The organism is Novosphingobium olei, assembly GCF_012927405.1.
GTDB classification, from domain to species: domain Bacteria; phylum Pseudomonadota; class Alphaproteobacteria; order Sphingomonadales; family Sphingomonadaceae; genus Novosphingobium; species Novosphingobium olei.
This window is the reverse complement of the sequence record NZ_JABBGM010000006.1, coordinates 142,370-162,097: the sequence shown is the minus strand read 5'-3', so window position 1 is coordinate 162,097 and position 19,728 is coordinate 142,370. Positions and strand designations below refer to the sequence as shown.

The window sequence follows — 19,728 nt, the reverse complement described above, 5'->3', positions numbered from 1 at the left end:
CAGGCAGCGAGGGCGAGCAACGGAAGAAGTGCCTCAGTTCTTCGCATCGAGCTGCGAGAGATCGCGCACCGCGCCGCGGGCCGCGCTGGTCGTCATGGCAGCATAGGCCTTGAGCGCGGTCGAGACCTTGCGCGGCCGTTCCTTGACCGGCTTCCAGCCTTTGGCATCCTGCGCTGCGCGACGGCGAGCGAGCTCATCCTCGGACACCTGGAGCACGATGGAGCGGCCCGGAATGTCGATGGCGATCACATCACCGTTTTCGACAAGGCCGATTGCCCCGCCTTCCGCTGCTTCGGGAGAGACGTGACCGATCGACAGGCCCGAGGTGCCGCCCGAGAAGCGCCCGTCGGTCAGCAGCGCACACGCCGCGCCCAAGCCTTTCGACTTGAGATAGCTCGTCGGGTAGAGCATCTCCTGCATGCCAGGGCCGCCCTTGGGCCCTTCATAGCGGATCACCACAACGTCTCCTGCAACCACCTGTCCGGTGAGGATGGCGGTAACTGCGGCGTCCTGACTTTCGAATACCTTGGCAGGGCCCGTGAACTTCAGGATTTTCTCGTCGACGCCGGCAGTCTTCACGATGCAGCCATCGAGCGCGATGTTGCCGGTCAGCACGGCGAGGCCGCCGTCCTTCGAGAAAGCATGCTCTGCCGAACGGATCACGCCGTTCTCGCGATCGACATCGAGCGCCTTCCAGCGGCGATCCTGGCTGAACGCGACTTGCGTCGGCACGCCACCCGGCGCGGCGCGGAAAAATTCTTGGACGGAGGCGGAGTTTGTGCGGGTAACGTCCCACTGATTGAGCGCATCGCCCAGCGTGCGGCTGTGCACCGTCGGAAGGTCGGTATTGAGCAGTCCGGCCCGGTCGAGCTCGCCGAGGATCGCCATGATCCCGCCGGCGCGGTGCACATCCTCCATGTGGACGTCGGCCTTGGCCGGGGCGACCTTCGAAAGGCACGGAACCTTGCGGCTCAACCGGTCGATATCTGCCATTGTGAAATCGACCCCTGCCTCGTGCGCCGCTGCAAGCAGATGAAGCACAGTATTGGTCGACCCGCCCATGGCGATGTCGAGGCTCATTGCGTTCTCGAACGCCTCGAAGCTGGCGATGGCGCGCGGCAGGACGCTTTCGTCGTCCTGCTCGTAATAGCGCTTGCACAGATCGACAGCCAGCCGCCCAGCTTCCAGGAACAGGCGCTTTCGATCTGCATGGGTGGCAAGCGTCGAGCCATTGCCAGGCAGCGAAAGACCGAGTGCTTCAGTCAGGCAGTTCATCGAATTTGCAGTGAACATGCCCGAGCACGAACCGCAGGTCGGGCAGGCCGAACGCTCGATCGTCTGCACTTCTTCATCGGTGTATGCTTCGTCGGCGGCGGCAACCATGGCATCGACGAGGTCGAGCGCGACTTCCTTGCCGCGCAGGACGACCTTGCCCGCTTCCATCGGGCCGCCGGACACGAACACCACCGGTATGTTGATCCGCAGCGCAGCCATCAGCATGCCGGGCGTGATCTTGTCGCAGTTGGAGATGCAGACCATGGCGTCGGCACAGTGCGCGTTGACCATGTATTCGACGCTGTCGGCAATCAGGTCACGGCTCGGCAGCGAATAGAGCATGCCGTCGTGCCCCATTGCGATCCCGTCATCGACCGCAATGGTGTTGAATTCCTTGGCAACACCGCCCGCTTCCTCGATCTCGCGCGCAACCATCTGGCCAAGGTCCTTGAGGTGGACGTGGCCCGGAACGAACTGCGTGAACGAATTGACCACCGCGATGATCGGCTTGCCGAAGTCGCTGTCCTTCATGCCCGTTGCGCGCCAGAGGCCCCGCGCGCCGGCCATGTTGCGGCCATGAGTCGTGGTTCGGGAACGATAAGGGGGCATGCGAAGGGCTCCGGCTTTCAGTGCGTTGTTTGCTTTTTGCGACCTTCGCTTCCCCTAACGCAGCAAACGTCACCCGTCGAAAGTTAATTTTGTGACGATTGTCCCCCTCGTCACCCCTCGAGAGCGATCGCGACAAAGTTTGCGATGCGGACCAGACGATCGGCCCACACCCGCTGCGCCGAAGGATCGGCAATGAGATCCTGCCGGATCTCGATGCCGAGATAGGGCCGTCCATCGGCCTCGGCGTGCCGGTTCATGGTCGCGTTCAGCAGGCGACCGGAATACGGCTGCTGATCGCCGACATTCAGGCCCTCTGCCTCCAACATCGGAATTGCCCGGCGGGCGGCGCGATCGTCCTCGTTATAGAGTATGCCGACATGCCACGGCCGCGGTTCGTCGCTGCTGGCAAGCTGCGGCGTGAAGCTGTGCAGCGAAAGGATCAGCGCGGGCGGCGCTGCCTCGATCGTCGCTGCCAGTGCAGCGTGATAGGGCCTGAAAAAGCGGGCGAGCCGCGCTTCATGGCCGGCGTGATCAAGCGCATTGCCGGGAATGGCATGGCCATCGCTGGCGATCGGAACCACGCTCGGAAGGTGTTCGTCGCGATTGAAGTCGCACACAAGCCGGCTGACGTTGCCCTGGAACGCGGAGATCCCGGGATTGCCTGCCATGATCTCGCCGATTGCGCCGACACCGATGTCGATGGCGACGTGCTGCTCCAGCAGCGAGGTCGCGATGCCGAGGTCAATATCTTCGGGAACGCGGTTGGACGCGTGATCGGACACAACGAGGATGCCGCCAAAACGTGGCGTTCCGACGATCCGGAAGGCTTCGTGCTCCATCAGCGCAGCGCTCCTGCAAGGCTCCACCATCCGGTCGGCAGGGCGCTATGTGCCGCGTCCCGTTGCTCTGCAGTGTCGTACAGCGCGAAACAGGTCGCTCCCGAACCGCTCATCCGCGTGAGCCACGCGCCGCTCGCGGACAAGCGGGACAAGACATCTGCAATCTGCGGGACGAGCGCGAGCGCCGGAGCCTCGAGATCATTGCGTCCTCCGCTTGCGATCTCGCGAACGCTGCCCTCGGGCATAGGGCCACGATCGACACCATCCCACCCCTTGAACACAGGGCCCGTCGAAAGCGGGATGCGCGGATTGACGAGCAACACGGGCGATCCTGAGAGGTCGTTCGCGACAGGCTCCAGTTCCGTGCCCGTGCCCCGCCCGATGCAGGTCCGGCTTTCGACGCAGGCAGGAACATCCGCGCCAAGCCGCGCTGCACGGGCATGCCAGTCTTCGGGCAAGCCATATTCGTCCCGTACCATCCGGAACACGGCTCCCGCATCGGCCGAGCCCCCGCCCAACCCGGCGGCAACCGGCAGCCGCTTGTCGAGCGTCACGTCCCACCCGCTCCCATGGGGCAAGGCACCAAGCGCCTTGGCCACGATGTTGCCGAACGGGTTGTCGAGCGTTCCGGCAAATTCCCCGACAACATGCAAGCGGTCCTGCCCAGAAGCCTGGGCGGTCAGGCGGTCGCCCGCATCGACGAAGGCGAACAGGGTCTCAAGCTCGTGGTAGCCATCGTCACGCCTTCTGCGGACGTGCAGCGCTAAGTTGATCTTGGCGTAAGCGGTTTCGGAATGGGCCATGCCGATGCTCTGAAACCAAACGAGGCGCCGGAGCAAGCCCCCGGCGCCTCGCATTTCGAACCGCGCGATCGATTGCGTTACCGATCACATGTTCGGATAGTTCGGGCCGCCGCCGCCCTCAGGCGTGACCCATTCGATGTTCTGGGTCATGTCCTTGATGTCGCAGGTCTTGCAGTGCACGCAGTTCTGCGCGTTGATCTGCAGTCTCGGCGCCCCTTCCTCGACGCCGACATACTCGTACACGCCCGCCGGGCAGTAGCGCTGTTCCGGACCGGCATAGATCGGCAGGTTGACCCGCGTCGGGATGGTCGGATCCTTCAGCTTGAGATGGCTCGGCTGGTCTTCCTCGTGATTGGTGCCCGAAAGAAACACGCTCGACAGCCGGTCAAAGCTGATCACGCCATCGGGCTTGGGATACTGGATCGGCTTGAACAGATCGGCCCGCTGCGTCGCCTCGCTATCGCGGTGGTGCTTTAGCGGCTTGGCAATGCCGAACTTGAACAGCTGGCGTAGCCACATGTCCGCGCCGGCGAGCACGGTGCCGAGTTCGCCGCCGAACTTGGCGATCAGCGGCTGTGCGTTCTGAACCTTCTTGAGCTCGGTTGCGATCCAGCTTTCCCGGACGGCGGTGTCGTATTCCACCATGTCGTCCTTTTCGCGGCCTGCGGCGATGGCGGCACTGATCGCCTCGGCGGCGAGCATCCCGCTCTTCATCGCGGTGTGGCTGCCCTTGATTCGCGGCACATTGACGAAGCCTGCCGAGCACCCAATCAGCGCACCGCCCGGGAAGGACAGGCGCGGCACCGACTGCCAGCCGCCTTCGTTGATCGCGCGCGCGCCATAGGAAACCCGGCGACCGCCTTCGAGGATCTTGCGGATTTCCGGATGCTGCTTCCAGCGCTGGAATTCCTCGAACGGGTAGACGTAGGGGTTGGCGTAATCGAGCGCCGTCACGAAGCCCAAGGCAACCTGGTTGTTGGCCTGGTGGTAAAGAAACCCGCCGCCCCAGGTGTTGCTTTCCGACAGCGGCCAGCCCTGCGTGTGGATCACGCGGCCTGGAACATGCTTTTCGGGATCGATGTCCCACAGTTCCTTGATGCCGATGCCATAGACCTGCGGCTGGCAATCGCGCTCCAGATCGAAGTGCGCCTTCAGTCGCTTGGTCAGGTGCCCGCGCGCGCCTTCGGCGAACAGCGTGTACTTGGCGTGGAGCTCCATCCCCGGCTGGTAGTCCGGCCTCTTCTCGCCATCCTTGCCGATGCCCATGTCGCCCGTGGCCACGCCCATGACTGCGCCATTTTCGTCGAACAGCACTTCAGCGGCAGGGAACCCCGGGAAGATCTCGACCCCCAGCTCCATTGCCTGTTCAGCCAGCCAGCGACACAGGCTGCCCAGCGAGCCGGTATAGTTGCCGTGGTTCGACATGAAGGGCGGCATCGGCCAGTGCGGGATGCTCATCTTGCCCTTGCGGCTCAACACCCAGTGCCAATTGTCGGTCACCGGCGTTTCGGCCATCGGGCAGTCCATCGAGCGCCATTCCGGCAACAGTTCGTCCAGCGCCTTCGGATCGACGACTGCGCCAGACAGGATGTGCGCGCCGACCTCGGACCCCTTCTCGAGAAGGCAGACCGAGATATCGGGGTTGACCTGCTTGAGGCGGATGGAAGCCGCCAGACCGGCCGGACCGCCCCCGACGATCACGACGTCGTACGGCATCGATTCCCGTTCACTCATTCCCCAAGCTCCGCTTAAACGCTCGATTGAATTATTCCACTGCCTTGAAAGCTGCGGCGACCAAGGTCAATACCGCCTTCGTGACTGGACATAGAGACAGGTGAGCGGCGCGACGGAATCCGATGGCGCTTGGCTGGGCGAAGCGGTCAGCGGCGCGCTGGACTGGTGGCGTGATGCTGGGCTCGACTTCGCCTTTGTCGATACGCCGCAGGATTGGCTTGCAGCTGCCGCTCCCACGCCAGCTGACGGCAGGATTGCCCCTGCCCGGGCCAAAACCGAACCGGAACAATCCGTAGCGACGATCCCGCTGGCAGGTGGAGCTCGCGATAGCTGGCCCGCCGTGCTGGAGGCATTTGCACCGTGGTGGCTGGAAGAGCCCTCGCTCGCTCCGGCCGGGTTGCAACGTGTTTCACCTTGCGGCCCTGCCGGGGCGGCGCTGATGGTACTGGTTGCCATGCCAGAGGCCGAAGATTCGGATACGCTTCTTTCCGGCCGTGGTGGCAAATTGATCGATGCGATGCTTGGTGCAATCGGCACAGATCGGAGCAAGACCTACCTTGCCTCGGTACTACCGGCGCGAATCACGGCCCCCGATTGGGCCGATTGGAAGGCGCGTCGGATGGGCGACGTCCTGCAACATCACATCGCGCTCGTAAGGCCGCAGCGACTTCTTGTGCTCGGCAGATCCCTCGTCTCGGCGCTGATCGACAACGATTCGCCGCATAGTCTTTCGAATTTACCGTCGTTTAACCATGAAGGGGGCAGCACGCCTGCAATGGCGACATACGACTTGGATGCGTTGCTCGCGCGCCCGGCCTTCAAGGCAAGTCTATGGAACCGCTGGCTGGAATGGACGGGGAACCAAGAAGCGTGATCAAGGGACGACAATCCCGGGCGGGCCTTGCGGCCTTGGCCACATGCGTTTCGCTCGCCGCAGCGATGCCCGCACAGGCCAACAGCGCCGCGGTGGATTACTTCCGCAGCCGCGCCGATCGCACGGCTGTTCCCACTTTGCTCAGCCAGGACGATCGCACTTATTACAAGAACCTGTTTGGCGCGATCGAGCGGGAAGACTGGAACGCCGTGCAGCAGATGCTTGCCCAGCGTGCTGATGGTCCGCTCCATGCCGTGGCCAAGGCGCAGTACTACCTCGCCGCAAATTCGCCCAAGGCGGAGCTTCAGCCGTTGACCGACCTGCTGTCGCAGGCGCCCGACATGCCGTGGTCGGACCAGATCGGTCGCCTGGCGCTCAAGCGGGGCGCAACTGCGCTGCCCATCACGCCCCCTGCCACGCAGGCCATGTTCAACGTGCCGACGCTGTCCAAGCGGCTGAAGCCGCGCTCGATTGCCGACGGCACAATGCCTGACAGCATCGCAGCGGCAATTACCGACCGCATCAAGAATGATGACCCGCTGGGCGCTCGTCTGCTGCTCGACGGGGTGGATGCCACGCTGTCGAACGAAGCGCGCGCTGAATGGCGCCAGAAGGTGGGCTGGGCTTTCTACATCGAAAACGACGATGCAAATGCTCGGCTGATTTCGCTCTCGGCGTTCGAATCGGGCAGCGGCGCCTGGGTTCCCGAAGCGCTGTGGACCGCAGGGCTTGCCGCCTGGCGCATGGACGATTGCATGGCGGCGGGCGAAACGTTTGAACGTGCCGCTGGCATGGCTTCGAACCCGGAGCTTGCGGCCGCAGCAAATTATTGGGCAAGCCGTGCCTGGCTGCGGTGTCGCAAGCCTGAAAAGGTATCAGCCTCACTACGCGCCGCCGCCCGGAACCGGGATTCGCTGTACGGCATGATGGCTGCCGAGGCGCTCGGGCTGCGCGAAGCAGTCCCCGCCGCCGCACCGGATTTCTCGGATCAGGACTGGCAGCAGCTACGCACGGTCAACAACGTGCGCCTTGCCGTCCAGTTGGCGGAAATCGGCGAAGATGGCCTCGCTGACGAAGTCTTGCGCTATCAGGCCCGCATCGGTGCGCCCGGCCAATATGCGCCGCTTTCCCGCCTTGCTCGTGATCTTGGTCTGCCCTCCACCCAGCTGTGGATGGCTTACAACGCGCCAGCCGGCGCCCGGGCGGATGAAGCTGCTCGCTTCCCCGCGCCGAAGTGGACCCCGGCAAACGGGTGGAAGGTCGATCCGGCACTTCTTTTCGCCCACTCCCTGCAGGAATCCAACTTTCGCACCGCGGTCACGAGCCCGGCAGGCGCCAAAGGCCTGATGCAGGTTCTTCCCGGCACGGCGCGCGATCTGACGAAGATCGATCCGCTGATGATGGGGCGTGAAAAGCAGCTGGACCTTCCCGACGTGAACCTCGCGTTCGGCCAGACCTATCTCTCCCAGCTGAAAGCCCGGCCGGAAACCCAAGGCCTGCTGCCCAAGGTAATCGCTGCCTACAATGCGGGGCCGATGCCCATCGGGCGCTGGAACGTGGAAGTGCGCGACAAGGGCGATCCCCTTCTCTGGATGGAATCTATCCCTTACTGGGAAACGCGCGGCTACGTTGCGACGGTCATGCGCAATTACTGGATGTACGAAAAGCAGGCGGGCGGACCTTCGGAAAGCCGCGTCGGACTCGTCCAGGGCATGTGGCCGAAGTTTCCCGGCCTCGATGGTGCGCAGAACGTGCGGATGGCCTCGCGTGGCAATTGACCAGACCCGCACTTTCAAGCCGATCAACATAGCTGTCCTCACCGTCTCCGATACCCGGGGACCGGCAGAGGACACTTCTGGCGACATCCTTTGCGAGCGCATCAAGGGCGCCGGTCACAAGCTCGCAGCGCGCGCGCTGGAAAAGGACGATGCCGACCGCATTGTCAGCCGCCTCAACAACTGGATTGACGATCGGGCCGTGGACGCCGTGGTGATCACCGGCGGAACCGGACTCACCGGCCGCGATGTTACGCCCGAGGCGCTGGAGCGGATCAAGACCCGCGACATTCCCGGATTTGGCGAATTGTTCCGGTGGCTCAGCTTCAAGACCATCGGCACGAGTACCATCCAGTCGCGGGCCTGCGCAGTCGTCGCTCGCGGAACCTACATCTTCGCGCTTCCCGGGTCCAACGGGGCGGTGAAGGACGGGTGGGACGGCATCCTTGCCGAACAACTCGATAGCCGCAATCGGCCCTGCAACTTCGTCGAATTGATGCCGAGGCTGCTCGAGAGCTAAGTGCGCGGTCGGCGCTTGCGCCACTGTTCTCTTTATGTTCTAATCGCCGCATGTCCCAGCCTGCGCCTCGCGGGCGCGGCGCAGTGAGCGGCGCCGTGCCAACCCGCTTCGGTCTCGCCACGCGCGAGGCCGATGGTGACTGGCGCGATATGCAAGCAGACATCGATGGACCGGGACCAAAGCTGCGCACCACGGTCGTCGAAGAATTCCCCAAGACGATCGTCAGCTTCAATCGCTCGCCGGACATCCCGTTCGATCGTTCGCTCAACGCTTATCGGGGATGCGAGCATGGCTGCATTTACTGCTACGCCCGGCCAACCCATGCATTTCACGACCTTTCGCCGGGGCTCGACTTCGAAACCAAGCTTTTTGCCAAGCCGAACGCGGTCGAAATCTTGCGCAAGACCTTTGCCGGCCGCGGCTACAAGCCCAAGCCCTTGGCCATGGGTACGAATACCGACCCCTACCAGCCGATAGAGCGTGACTATCGCATTACCCGCGCCGTGCTCCAATTGTGCCTCGAGGTGCGCCATCCGGTCACCATCACCACCAAATCCGCGCGCGTGCTCGACGATATCGACGTTCTTGAAAAGCTTGCCCGTGAACGGCTGGTCGCCGTTGGCATCTCGGTCACCAGTCTTGACCCGAAGCTGTCCGGCTTGCTCGAACCGCGCGCCTCGGCTCCGGCCAAGCGTTTGGCGGCGCTCGGCAAGCTGGTTGAAGCAGGAATACCGGCGCACGTCTCGGTCGCCCCGGTCATCCCATCGATCACCGATTCGTTTCTGGAAGCCATTCTCGAACGGGCCGGCGCGATGGGCGTGCAATCAGCAAGCTGGATCATGGTCCGCCTACCTCACGAAGTGGCACCCCTGTTTCGCGAATGGCTGGAAACCCACTTTCCCGACCGGGCGGGCAAGGTGATGGCGATCATCCGCGACGTGCGCGGGGGCAAGGACAACGACGCGAATTTCTTCACTCGGATGAAGCCGCAGGGTGTCTGGGCCGACCTCATCCGCAGTCGCTTCCAGCTCGCCTGCCGCCGCGCCGGGATCGGGCAAGTGAAGATCGATCTCGATTGCAGCCAGTTCCGGCCCCCTGCCGCCGATGGGCAACTGGCCCTTTTCTGACAGCTAAACGCGCTTGCGACCGAAACCACGGATAGATGGCGGAGCAACTTGCCCACCAGCGGGACGCTCGACGGCGTCGGGTACCCGCGTCTCACGCTGTGGTGGCGGCGGTGTGTAATCGACCACGCCGAACAAGCGCCGCAACGTCCTGGGAGAAAAGATCGCCATCCCCACCAGCGAAAACATCAATAGCGGCATCAGGAACGCAGCACTGCCGAAACCGGTGTCAGGCGGACCGTCGGAACCATCGGACCCGCGCGTGCCGGAGTGGGCGAAGGGATCCGGCGGAATGGGAGGCGGTGCGTTTTGGCCGACGTTCGCATGGGCATTCAGCGCGCGGATAGTCTGCCCGCAATGGCTATCGGTACTGGCACTCGATGAAGAGCAGAATACGGGCTCTTCACGCATCTGGCTTGCCATGGACACGATACTGGACGGGCTGAATACCTGCAGGAACTTGGCCGGATCATTGTCGCGCGGCCAGTGAAACACTGCGAGAAATGCAATTAGCGCCGCCATTGGAATCAACAGTTGCGGTCGCATGCCGAACGCGTTGCGTTTATCGTTGGCACGCCATTCGTACCAGGCGATCGTCGCTTCGCGCCACCGGCGGTATGCCGCCGGGTCGGTGAGCATCATCGCATGGATCTTGAGCGTATGCGTCGGCGGCTGGTTGAGCGGCCTGCCATCGGCATCGTATGCAAACTGCATTGGTGCGTCGGCCGTCAGGACGTCGCCGCGAAGCCCGGGTACTGCACGCGCCGCCACGCCAAAGCGACGGACTGGACCCCCGCTGCGGGTGTCGCGACGCGAACGCCCCGGCGCTAGCAGCTCTTTCCCGAGCGAGCTGATCGCCGCGATCCGTTCCTCCACCGGAGGGTGGGTCCCGCCGTCGTGATCATTCGGTCCATCGAACAACATGCCTTCGACGCGGAGACTGCCTGGAAACGAACCCCGGCCCGCAACCTTGCGCAGCGCGTCGACCAGGGCTTCGGGAAAATGGGTCATCCTGATCGCATCACCGTCGGCGATATGATCGCGCGACAGCCGCACGCCGCGGCGGGCATGGAATGAAAGCTGCATCGCCACCATCGTGGCCGCCCCACCTGCCAGCAAAAGGATCAGGAAAGGCGGCAGAAACAGCGGGACGATCAGTTGTCGCCAGTCTTCGATACGGAATGGATTGTCACATTGGAGCAGTACCGCCGTGCGCTGCAGCGCATGGTTGGCCGCCAGCACGCGCGTGTCGCCATTGCGGATATGCGCCGCCTCGTGCGCCAAAACGGCGGCGAGCTCGTCGTCGTCGAGCGCGTCGAGCAAACCCCTGGTGACCGCGATCAGCCCATGATCTGGTCCCTCGCCCACCGTCAGGCAGTTGCGCGCATCGACCTCGATGACGGCGAATGCGGGAAAGCGCACGCCGAGTGCGGTGCACTGTTGTTCGCCGATTGCCACGAAGCGCGGCTCCTCCGCGCGGCCTACCTTGCGGATCGCCAGCGTGCGCATGACAGCCTTGGCATGTCCCCGGTATATGTGCCGGAAGATCAGCCCGCTCACCACCGCAAGCGGCAGCATGTAGCGAACGGCATAGCCCGCAGGATCGCTCAGGATCGTATGCTGCGGATCGAACATCAGCAGCGGGAGGATCAGGACAAAGGCGCCGATCAGCTCGTACGCCATGACGTAAGCGATCAGATAGCCCCAGACATGGCGACGGTTCGCAGCAGCATGCGCAAGATATCCGGAAGGTTCCAGTTTGCTTCGGGCCATGGGGCGCCCCCTTGCGTCAAAGCGCGATTTGCGGAGCTTCGCTGAGCTCGGCCCGGCGCTGCTCTCCCAGCGAGAACTTGTCGCGAGGCGCGGTTGCACCACGCATCAGGTTGGCCGGAAACGCGCGCAGCGCGGCGTTGTGTTCTTCTACCGCAAGGTTGTAGAACTTGCGCGCCGCGGTGATCTTCTCGTCGATGCGGATGAGATCGCTCCGTAGCGTCACGAACTGGCCGTACGTCGCAAGCTCGGGGAAGCTTTCGCTGAGATCGGTCACGTTCTGCAGGATACCTGCGGACTGATCCTGCGCGATCATCGCGCCTTGTCCCAGCGCAGCAATCGCGTCGATCCGGGCCTTGAGCACATCGCGGATCATGACCTGTTCGCGATCGGCAAAACCCCGCACCACTTCGACCAGATTGCCGACGAGCGTCCGCCGTTCGAGCAGCAAGGCATCGACATCGGCCATCGCCGCATCGGCGCGCTCATCGAGACGTGCAAGCATTGCATGTTGCGAGCGGAGCCGCCGGTAGAGCCAGAGCGCCAGCGCCAGCACGACCCAGAGCCACCAATTGTCGAGCGCGAAATTGCTCGCGCGCACCATGCGACCCTGCAGGTCGATCTGCTCGAAAAAACTGCCGGTTTGTGCCATCTGCATCGAACCTGTGCCCCCGTACGAGATGCGATGGGGCTAGGATCTAGGCGAAATTACTTAATTTATCCTACAGAAGGGACCAGAGCCGCCATCACGCTGGTTCAGCGACGAAGCCCTTCCAGTTCTTCATGTAATGCACAAAGGTGGGGCTGAGCGCTTCATCGATCAGATGCTGTTCGGTGACAGGCAATGGCGGTGATGTATATTCTGCATCGGCCAGCACGCGTTTGGGGAAATCGTGGCGCAGGATCGCACCGCGCCCGATGGCCACGAAATTACAGCCTTTCTCGAGAGCCCAGGCGCAATCGTCGGCCCCAAATATCTTGCCGGCCACGCCCAACTGGGTGCCGCCGCGCGGCAGATCCATGAACCAGTCGATCAGCGGCCGCCCCTCGCCTTCGGGATCATTGGCAACCTTCCGAACGTCCCATAGCGAAAGGTCAACGTAGTCGAGCTTTCCGCCCGCCATGACGTCCGCGATGAGACTGCGAATTTCGAGCAGCTTCTGGCCAAAGCGCTCGGGCGACACGCGCAGGCCCAGCTGGAACTGGGCGCCGCAGCTTGCACGGATGCCGTCGATGATCTCCAGCACCAGTCGCGCCCTGTTTTCAGGGCTTCCGCCATAGCGATCCTCGCGCCGGTTGATCTCGGGCGAAAGGAATTCGGCGAGGATGTATCCGTGCGCGCCGTGCACTTCGACCCCGTCGAAGCCCGCTTTCTCCGCCCGGACCGCCGCCGCGACAAAATCGTCGCGCAGTCGCTGAACCTCGTCGGTCGAAAGGCCGCGAGCCCCTGCGGCTTCCACATCAGACGCGCTAACAGGATGAGCGACCACCGCCTTGTCAGAACGCGATCCGGCATGGTGCAACTGCACGGACGAAACGGCCCCATTTTCGCGGATTCCATCAGCCAGGCGTGAAAGCCCATCGAGATGTTCGTCCGCAAACGCCCCGATCTGCCCGACAAAGCCCTGCCCAACCCGCTGGACGTGCGCGGCTGCAGTCATGACCATGCCAAAACCGCCCTTCGCACGCGCGACCAGCCAATTGTACTCGTCGTCCGAAAGCGTTCCGTCGTCGTGGCTCTGCTGATTGGTCAGCGGCGCCAGCATGAAGCGGTTCTTCCACGAAGGACCGCGTGTCAGGGTCAGCGGCTGCGCCAGCTTCTCGTATGCCACCTGTTTATCCTTCGACCGGAGCGAAGCGGACCAGCCGGCTGTCTTCGACCGCCGCCTGGCGATGCACGACGACCGGCGCATAGTCGGGATCCTTGACCATGCCCATGAACGCGGCCGCACTGGGATAGGCCATGACGAAGGTTTCGTCCCATTCCCATTCGGACGGCCCCGTCACCATGGCCTCGAAGCCGCCCTTCCACACGATCCTGCCCCCTGCCCGCTCGAGCACTGGCTGGATCGTGCCAAAATACTCCGCATAGGCTTCGGCTCCGGTCAGCCCCTTGCCGGCAAGCTCGTGCCCTTCGGGATAGTCGGCCAGCGCCTTGAACCGCACCAGGTTGAGCATGTGCACCGGCGTATCGCGTGGCAGGCTCTTGAAATGATCGAAATTCTCGCGGCTCGGATCGATGTAGTTGGTCATCGCGACATCCTAAAATCTGTTCAGGCAACGCCGGTCAGAGACGGCCAGGTGTAGTCCCTGAACTGCTCGCGCAGGTCCTTCTTGCTGATCTTGCCGGTTCCGGTGTGCGGGATCGCGTCTACGAATGCGACCGCATCGGGCACCCACCACTTCGCGACGTGCGCCGCAAGGAAAGCGCGGATTTCGTCGCCGTTACAAGACGCACCGGGCTTGCACACCACCACCAACAGCGGGCGTTCGTCCCACTTGGGATGATAGACCCCGATCGCAGCCGCTTCGGCAACCGCCGGGTGCCCGATCGCCGCGTTCTCCAGTTCGACCGAGCTGATCCACTCGCCGCCGGATTTGATGACGTCCTTGGTCCGGTCGGTCAGTTGCAAGGTGCCGTCGGGATGGATCACGGCGACATCGCCCGTGTCAAACCACTGCTCCGCGTCCGTCGCATCCTTCTCTGCCTTGAAGTAGCGTTTGACCACCCACGGCCCGCGAACCTGCAGGGCTCCCGATGTTTCCCCATCGCGCGGAAGCACCTTCGTCGGATCGCCGAGATCGACGCAGCGCAGTTCAACCCCGAACGGCACCCGCCCCTGCTTGGCCTTGAGATCGACCTGCTCCTCGAAGCTCAGCTCGTCCCAGTCCGCCGGCTCGGCGCCGGTCGTACCGATCGGCGACGTTTCGGTCATGCCCCAGGCGTGGGCGATGCGGATGCCCTTTTTCATGAAGCGCTCGATCATCGCCCTAGGCATCGCAGAGCCACCGCAGACCACCTGCCGCAGGCTTGCCGGAATATCCCGGCCGTTCGCATCGATGTACTGCAGCAGGCTCAGCCATACGGTCGGCACGCCGGCCGATGCCGTGACCTTCTCGTTCTCGAACAGGTCGCACAGCGTCGCTGCATCGTTGGTCGCGCAATAGACGAACTTGGCCCCGGCTGCCGCACCGGCCCAGGGAATGCCCCAGCTGGCCGCATGGAACATGGGCACGATCGGCATCATCACCATGCGCGTGTCGATCCCGAAAACCCCCGGGGATTGGCAGGTGATCGCGTGGAGCATCGTCGAGCGGTGCTCGTAAAGCACGCCCTTGGGGTTGCCCGTCGTTCCGCTGGTATAGCAGAGCATGCAGGGGTCGCGCTCGTCTCCGTCAGCCCACTCGGCATTGCCGTCCTCAGCGGCGATCCAGTCCTCGAAGCTTTGTGCCGGTTCGTCGCTGTCGAAGCAGATATAGTGCTCGATCGTCGGCCAGCGCGGCTTCATCCGCTCGACCACCGGTGCCCAGACCTTGTCGAACAGCAGGACTTTGTCCTCGGCGTGGTTGGCGATGTATTCAAGCTGGTCGTCGAACAGGCGCGGATTGATTGTGTGGAGAATGCCGCCCACGCCGACCGCCCCATACCAGGTGACGAGATGGCGGTGATGGTTCATCGCCAGCGTGGCGATCCGGTCGCCCGGGCCGATGCCGACGCGACGCAGCGCCTGCACCATTCTCAACGCATCATGGCGGATCCCGGCCCAGTTGGTGCGGCTCTCGGTGCCATCGGCCCAGCGCGTCACGATCTCGCGCCCACCGTGTTCGCGCGCGGCGTGGTCTATCAGATGAGTGACCCGCAGCTTCCAGTCCTGCATTGCACCCAGCTGAAACATCGCTCTCTCCCTATTCGACGAGCCGCAGATGCCGTTCCGGTCTTGCGGTCAGCGCCACATTGGCAAGCCCCTCGATGGGAATCAATCGTTCGATCAAGTCGCTGTCGAGGCGGAAGTCGTTGCCGAGCCGGACCAAGGGTTCACGCCCCCTGCCCGTCTTGAGCCGCGCCACCACCTCGCCCTTGGCATCGTTGCCACGCGGCAGCAGCAGGGCGAGCTCTGCCATCGCCTCGGGTGTCGTAACGTCCAGCTTCAGCATCATGCGCGCCGCGCTGGTCACAGAGGCCAACGGTCGGGCATTGCGAACAGTGACGCGCGGCGGCTCATCGGGGTTCGGCCTGTCGAGTTCGACATTCAGAAGCACGCAAGTGCCCTCGCGCGCCCAGGTCACGAAATCGTCGACCAGAGCCTCCTCGAAGCACGATGCGGAGAACAGTCCCGACGAATCGGAGAAGTCCGCCATGACGAAGTCCTTGCCCTTCTTCGTCTTGCGCTTCTGCACATTCTCCACCAGCGCCGCCATCACCGCACCCGACCGGCCGCCGCCGCCCTCGCCGCCGCCGGTCATCAGGCTTCCGTACGATCGCGCGCCATTGGCCGACGCGACCGCGCGATATTCCTCGACCGGATGCGCCGCGAAATAGAAGCCGAAGTTCTCGCGCTCGGCCGCCATCTGCTCGGCCCGGCTCCATGGCTTCGTCTCGGCGAGCCGCGTTGCCGGCGCTGCATGGTCATCACCACCGAACAGGCCGCCCTGGCCCGACGTGCGCGACCGCGCCGCCTCGTCGGCCACCGCCATCAGCAGTTCGGCATTGGCGATCAGCTTGGCGCGGTTGGGCTCGAGACAATCCAGCGCCCCGCCCGCGGCCAGCGCTTCCAGCTGCCGCCGGTTCATCGATCCTGCCGGAACCCGCTTGAACAGGTCGTCCAGGCTCACGAACTCACCGTTCGCTTCGCGCTCGGCGACGATCGCTTCCATCGCCTTTTCGCCCACGTTGCGCAGGCCTGCCAGCGCATAGCGCACGGCAAAGCCGTCGTCCGTCCGCTCGACGGTGAACTCCGCTTCGGAATGATTGATGTCCGGCCCGGCGAGCGACACGCCGTTGCGCCGCATGTCATCCACAAACACCGCAAGCTTTTCCGACTGGTGCATGTCGAAGCACATCGACGCAGCGTAGAATTCGTGCGGGTAATGCGTCTTGAGCCACGCCGTCTGGTAGGCGAGCAGCGCGTAGGCGGCGGCGTGGCTCTTGTTGAAGCCGTAGCCTGCGAACTTGTCGATCAAGTCGAACAGCTCGTTGGCCTTCGCCGCCGGGATGTCGGACACCGTCTTGCACCCGTCGACGAACCGCTGGCGCTGCGCGTCCATCTCTGCCTGGACCTTCTTGCCCATGGCGCGGCGCAGAAGATCGGCATCGCCCAGCGAATAGCCCGCGAGGATCTGCGCGGCCTGCATGACCTGTTCCTGGTAGACGAAGATGCCGTAGGTCTCGGACAGGATCCCGGCGAGCTTCTCGTGCGGGTACTCGATGCTCTCGAGCCCGTTCTTGCGCCGCCCGAACAGCGGAATGTTGTCCATCGGCCCCGGGCGGTAGAGCGAGACCAGCGCAATGATGTCACCGAAGTTGGTCGGCTTCACCGCCGCCAGCGTGCGCCGCATGCCTTCGGATTCCAGCTGGAACACGCCGACCGTGTCGCCAGACTGCAGCAGCTTGTAGGTATCGACATCGTCCCAGGCGAGTGTCGACAGATCGATCTCGATCCCGCGCTTCGTCATCAGGTCGACCGCCTTGCGCAGCACCGACAGCGTCTTCAGGCCGAGGAAGTCAAACTTCACCAGCCCCGCATCCTCGACGAACTTCATGTCGAACTGCGTCACGGGCATGTCGGAACGCGGATCGCGATAGAGCGGCACCAGCTGCGCCAGCGGCCGGTCGCCAATCACCACGCCCGCCGCGTGCGTAGAACTGTTGCGCGGCAGGCCTTCGAGCTGCATCGCCAGGTCTATCAGTCGCCTGACCTCGGGATCACGGTCGTATTCGCGCTTCAATTCCAGCACGCCGTTGAGCGCGCGCGGCAGGGGCCAGGGGTCGGTCGGATGGTTGGGCACCATCTTGCACAGCCGGTCGACCTGGCCATAGCTCATCTGCAGGATGCGCCCAGTATCGCGCAGCACCGCGCGCGCCTTCAGCTTGCCGAAGGTGATGATCTGCGCAACGTGATCGTCGCCGTACTTGCGCTGGACGTAGCGGATCACCTCGCCGCGCCGGGTTTCGCAGAAGTCGATATCGAAGTCGGGCATCGACACGCGTTCCGGATTGAGAAAGCGTTCGAACAGCAGCCCGAGCTTGATGGGATCGAGATCGGTGATCGTCAGCGCCCACGCAACGAGCGACCCCGCGCCCGAACCACGGCCCGGCCCCACCGGAATGCCGTTCTCCTTGGCCCACTTGATGAAGTCGGCCACGATCAGGAAGTAGCCGCCAAAGCCCATGCGGTTGATGATCGAGATCTCGAACTCGAGCCGCTCTCGATATCCTAGCACTTCCTCGAGCACGCCCGCGACCAGCAATTGCGGGTAGTCGGCATGGTCGGGCTCGGCGTCGGGCCCCAGCGTCAGCAGCGCCGCCAGTTCGGCGTGCGCGGCTTCGGGGTAATAGGGCTTCAGCCGCGTGACGAGGCCGGTCCGGCTGTCGGCGGCGCAGGCCTTGGCCTCGCCCTCTTTGTCACCGGCAAGGCTTGGCAGGATCGGCTTGCGCTTGGGCGGCGTGCAAGCCGTTCGCTGCGCCACGACCAGCGAATTGGCCAGCGCTTCGGGACAATCCGCGAAGAGCTGTTCCATCATCTCGGCGGGCTTGATCCACCACTCCTGCGAGGAACGCGGCCGGTCGGCACTGTCGACATGGGTGGAACTGGCGATGCACAGCATGGCATCGTGCGCGGCATAGAAACCGGCTTCGGCAAAGCAGGCCGGATTTGTCGCGACGAGCGGAATATCGCGGGCATAGGCGAGGTCGAACAGCCCGTCCTCGCCCCCGCTTTCGACCGGATCGCCCGTGCGGGTAAGTTCAATGTAGAGCCTGTCCCCGAACAGCTCCTGCAGCCGGTCGCAATATGCCTCGGCCGCCGCCCTCTGGCCTCCGGCGAACAGCCGCGTCAGCGCCCCTTCGCCACCGCCCGTCAGGCAGATCAGGCTGTCGGTATGGCCAACCAGATCGGCCAGCACGACATGCGGCGCGAATTCGAGGGGGCGGTCGAGGTGCGCCCGGCTGACGAGGTGGCAGAGGTTGTCGTACCCCTTCGAATCCTGCGCATAGAGCCCCAGCCAGTCGATCGTAGGCGCTACCGGTCCGAAACCCGTCGCCGCACCTTCGCGCTCCGGCCGCGCGACGGCGAGCATGACGCCGATGACCGGCTGCACCCCCACGTCCTTGCAAGCCTTGGCAAAAGCCGCGCTTCCATAAAGCCCGTTGCGGTCAGTGATCGCGATCGCGGGAAACCCGCGCTCCGCCGCCGTCTTGGCAATGATCTTCGGGTCCACCGCGCCATCGAGCATGGTGTAGGACGAAAACACGCGCAGCGGCACGAAGGGAGCGTAAGGCATTTTCCGAATGTAGGTAACGCTGGCCGCTTTGGCGAGCGACCGACGTCACGTTTTCAACCGATCACAGCAGCGCTTCGATATCCTTCTGGATGCTCTCCGGCTTGTCGGTCGGGGCGTAGCGCTTCACGACCTTGCCATCGCGGCCGATGAGGAACTTGGTGAAGTTCCATTTGATCGCCTTCGTCCCCAGCACGCCCGGCGCTTCCGCCTTGAGCCAGTCGTAAAGCGGATCGGCGTTGGGGCCGTTGACCTCGATCTTGGCCATCAACGGGAAGCTGACGCCGAAGTTCACCTTGCAGAAGCTGTCGATCTCTTCCGCCGTGCCCGGCTCCTGCCCGCCGAACTGGTTACAAGGGAAGGCAAGCACCTCGAACCCCTTGTCGCCGTAGCTCTTCCAAAGCTTCTCAAGCCCGTCGTACTGCGGGGTGAAGCCGCACTTCGATGCCGTATTCACCACCAGCAGGACCTTGCCCGCCTTGTCGGCAAGATCGATCGTATCGCCATTGGGAAGCTTCGCCTTGAAATCGGCGATGGTGTGCGGACCGGACATGAGAGGCTCACCCTATTTGGTTGCGTACAATCAAATAGGGTGGTGTCACAGCCCGCCGGCGCGTTCAACCCGGAAAGTCGTTGCGGCGCGACATCGCCATGATCTCGCCGGGACCATATTGGCGATCCCCCGCTTTTTCGATCACCAGGCTGTTGCGTTCGGCTTCGGGCATGCGCGAAACCAGCCGCACCATGGCGGCAAAGGTGCCAGAATGCAGCGTCGCAAAGTTGTGGAACACGCCGTCGGCGGCATCCCGGCGCAGGACCGTTGCATGGTCCTTCCAGAAATCTGCGCTGGCGTTTGACGATTCCCCACGGATCGTTGTGTTCATGACGGTACGATCTCCTTTCGCCGC

16 protein-coding genes are annotated in these 19,728 nt (G+C 63.7%); 4 read left to right on the top strand and 12 right to left on the bottom strand.

The window, feature by feature from the left end:
* Positions 1-33: 33 nt before the first annotated feature.
* The 4 genes from ilvD to HHL27_RS14480 all read right to left on the bottom strand — a co-directional run bounded on the left by ilvD (position 34) and on the right by HHL27_RS14480 (position 5,260).
* Entirely contained in the window at positions 34-1,884 is a 1,851-nt protein-coding gene (gene ilvD / locus HHL27_RS14495; RefSeq protein WP_169494160.1) for a dihydroxy-acid dehydratase, read from the bottom strand.
* A gap of 110 nt (positions 1,885-1,994) precedes the next feature.
* Complete coding sequence (locus tag HHL27_RS14490; protein ID WP_169494159.1) at positions 1,995-2,723, bottom strand: N-formylglutamate amidohydrolase; 729 nt, start codon at positions 2,721-2,723, stop codon at positions 1,995-1,997.
* The gene (locus tag HHL27_RS14485) at positions 2,723-3,526 is read right to left on the bottom strand and encodes a 4-(cytidine 5'-diphospho)-2-C-methyl-D-erythritol kinase (protein ID WP_169494158.1); all 804 of its coding nucleotides are present in this window, start codon (positions 3,524-3,526) and stop codon (positions 2,723-2,725) included. Before HHL27_RS14485 ends, HHL27_RS14490 begins: the two co-directional genes overlap by 1 nt.
* An 84-nt stretch (positions 3,527-3,610) precedes the next feature.
* Positions 3,611-5,260, bottom strand: a complete 1,650-nt coding sequence (locus tag HHL27_RS14480) for an electron transfer flavoprotein-ubiquinone oxidoreductase (protein ID WP_169494157.1) — start codon at positions 5,258-5,260, stop codon at positions 3,611-3,613.
* A 100-nt stretch (positions 5,261-5,360) separates the two neighbouring features.
* On the opposite strand from HHL27_RS14480, the gene HHL27_RS14475 reads away from it, so the two are divergent.
* The 4 genes from HHL27_RS14475 (at position 5,361) to HHL27_RS14460 (ending at position 9,556) form a co-directional block, all read left to right on the top strand.
* Positions 5,361-6,134 carry a uracil-DNA glycosylase family protein gene (locus tag HHL27_RS14475; protein WP_169494156.1) on the top strand — a complete coding sequence of 258 codons (774 nt, stop codon included), beginning with the start codon at positions 5,361-5,363 and terminating at the stop codon, positions 6,132-6,134.
* A gap of 65 nt (positions 6,135-6,199) precedes the next feature.
* On the top strand, positions 6,200-7,912 hold the full coding sequence (locus HHL27_RS14470; protein WP_240959852.1) for a lytic transglycosylase domain-containing protein: 1,713 nt from the start codon (positions 6,200-6,202) through the stop codon (positions 7,910-7,912).
* Entirely contained in the window at positions 7,902-8,429 is a 528-nt protein-coding gene (gene moaB, locus HHL27_RS14465) for a molybdenum cofactor biosynthesis protein B (RefSeq protein WP_169494154.1), read from the top strand. The genes HHL27_RS14470 and moaB overlap by 11 nt, the downstream gene beginning before the upstream one ends.
* A gap of 50 nt (positions 8,430-8,479) precedes the next feature.
* Positions 8,480-9,556, top strand: coding sequence for a PA0069 family radical SAM protein (locus tag HHL27_RS14460; protein WP_169494153.1), 1,077 nt, complete (start codon positions 8,480-8,482; stop codon positions 9,554-9,556).
* A gap of 3 nt (positions 9,557-9,559) precedes the next feature.
* Here HHL27_RS14460 and HHL27_RS14455 read toward each other — a convergent pair whose 3' ends face one another.
* The 8 genes from HHL27_RS14455 to HHL27_RS14420 form a co-directional block, all read right to left on the bottom strand.
* A complete protein-coding gene (locus HHL27_RS14455; RefSeq protein ID WP_169494152.1) occupies positions 9,560-11,326 on the bottom strand; it encodes a M48 family metalloprotease in 1,767 nt (588 codons plus the stop codon).
* Between the two features lie 16 nt (positions 11,327-11,342).
* Complete coding sequence (locus tag HHL27_RS14450; RefSeq protein ID WP_169494151.1) at positions 11,343-11,981, bottom strand: LemA family protein; 639 nt, start codon at positions 11,979-11,981, stop codon at positions 11,343-11,345.
* 88 nt (positions 11,982-12,069) lie between these two features.
* Positions 12,070-13,155, bottom strand: coding sequence for an NADH:flavin oxidoreductase (locus HHL27_RS14445; RefSeq protein WP_338114914.1), 1,086 nt, complete (start codon positions 13,153-13,155; stop codon positions 12,070-12,072).
* A 4-nt stretch (positions 13,156-13,159) separates the two neighbouring features.
* Positions 13,160-13,576: a DUF1330 domain-containing protein gene (locus HHL27_RS14440; RefSeq protein ID WP_169494149.1), complete on the bottom strand. Its 417-nt coding sequence runs from the start codon at positions 13,574-13,576 to the stop codon at positions 13,160-13,162.
* 20 nt (positions 13,577-13,596) lie between these two features.
* Entirely contained in the window at positions 13,597-15,219 is a 1,623-nt protein-coding gene (locus tag HHL27_RS14435; protein WP_169494148.1) for a long-chain fatty acid--CoA ligase, read from the bottom strand.
* Positions 15,220-15,229: 10 nt separating this feature from the next.
* A complete protein-coding gene (gene dnaE, locus HHL27_RS14430) occupies positions 15,230-18,823 on the bottom strand; it encodes a DNA polymerase III subunit alpha (RefSeq protein WP_169494147.1) in 3,594 nt (1,197 codons plus the stop codon).
* A gap of 61 nt (positions 18,824-18,884) precedes the next feature.
* Positions 18,885-19,373 (bottom strand): glutathione peroxidase, encoded by a 489-nt coding sequence (locus tag HHL27_RS14425; RefSeq protein ID WP_169494146.1) that lies wholly within the window; start codon positions 19,371-19,373, stop codon positions 18,885-18,887.
* A gap of 64 nt (positions 19,374-19,437) precedes the next feature.
* Positions 19,438-19,704, bottom strand: coding sequence for a hypothetical protein (locus HHL27_RS14420; protein ID WP_169494145.1), 267 nt, complete (start codon positions 19,702-19,704; stop codon positions 19,438-19,440).
* Positions 19,705-19,728: the final 24 nt, after the last annotated feature.

Coding starts and splice junctions, on each gene's coding strand:
- ilvD (WP_169494160.1), bottom strand. CDS start 1,884: ATGCCCCCTTATCGTTCCCGAACCACGACTCATGGCCGCAACATGGCC.
- HHL27_RS14490 (WP_169494159.1), bottom strand. CDS start 2,723: ATGGAGCACGAAGCCTTCCGGATCGTCGGAACGCCACGTTTTGGCGGC.
- HHL27_RS14485 (WP_169494158.1), bottom strand. CDS start 3,526: ATGGCCCATTCCGAAACCGCTTACGCCAAGATCAACTTAGCGCTGCAC.
- HHL27_RS14480 (WP_169494157.1), bottom strand. CDS start 5,260: ATGAGTGAACGGGAATCGATGCCGTACGACGTCGTGATCGTCGGGGGC.
- HHL27_RS14470 (WP_240959852.1), top strand. CDS start 6,200: ATGCCCGCACAGGCCAACAGCGCCGCGGTGGATTACTTCCGCAGCCGC.
- HHL27_RS14460 (WP_169494153.1), top strand. CDS start 8,480: ATGTCCCAGCCTGCGCCTCGCGGGCGCGGCGCAGTGAGCGGCGCCGTG.
- HHL27_RS14455 (WP_169494152.1), bottom strand. CDS start 11,326: ATGGCCCGAAGCAAACTGGAACCTTCCGGATATCTTGCGCATGCTGCT.
- HHL27_RS14450 (WP_169494151.1), bottom strand. CDS start 11,981: ATGCAGATGGCACAAACCGGCAGTTTTTTCGAGCAGATCGACCTGCAG.
- HHL27_RS14440 (WP_169494149.1), bottom strand. CDS start 13,576: ATGACCAACTACATCGATCCGAGCCGCGAGAATTTCGATCATTTCAAG.
- HHL27_RS14435 (WP_169494148.1), bottom strand. CDS start 15,219: ATGTTTCAGCTGGGTGCAATGCAGGACTGGAAGCTGCGGGTCACTCAT.
- dnaE (WP_169494147.1), bottom strand. CDS start 18,823: ATGCCTTACGCTCCCTTCGTGCCGCTGCGCGTGTTTTCGTCCTACACC.
- HHL27_RS14425 (WP_169494146.1), bottom strand. CDS start 19,373: ATGTCCGGTCCGCACACCATCGCCGATTTCAAGGCGAAGCTTCCCAAT.
- HHL27_RS14420 (WP_169494145.1), bottom strand. CDS start 19,704: ATGAACACAACGATCCGTGGGGAATCGTCAAACGCCAGCGCAGATTTC.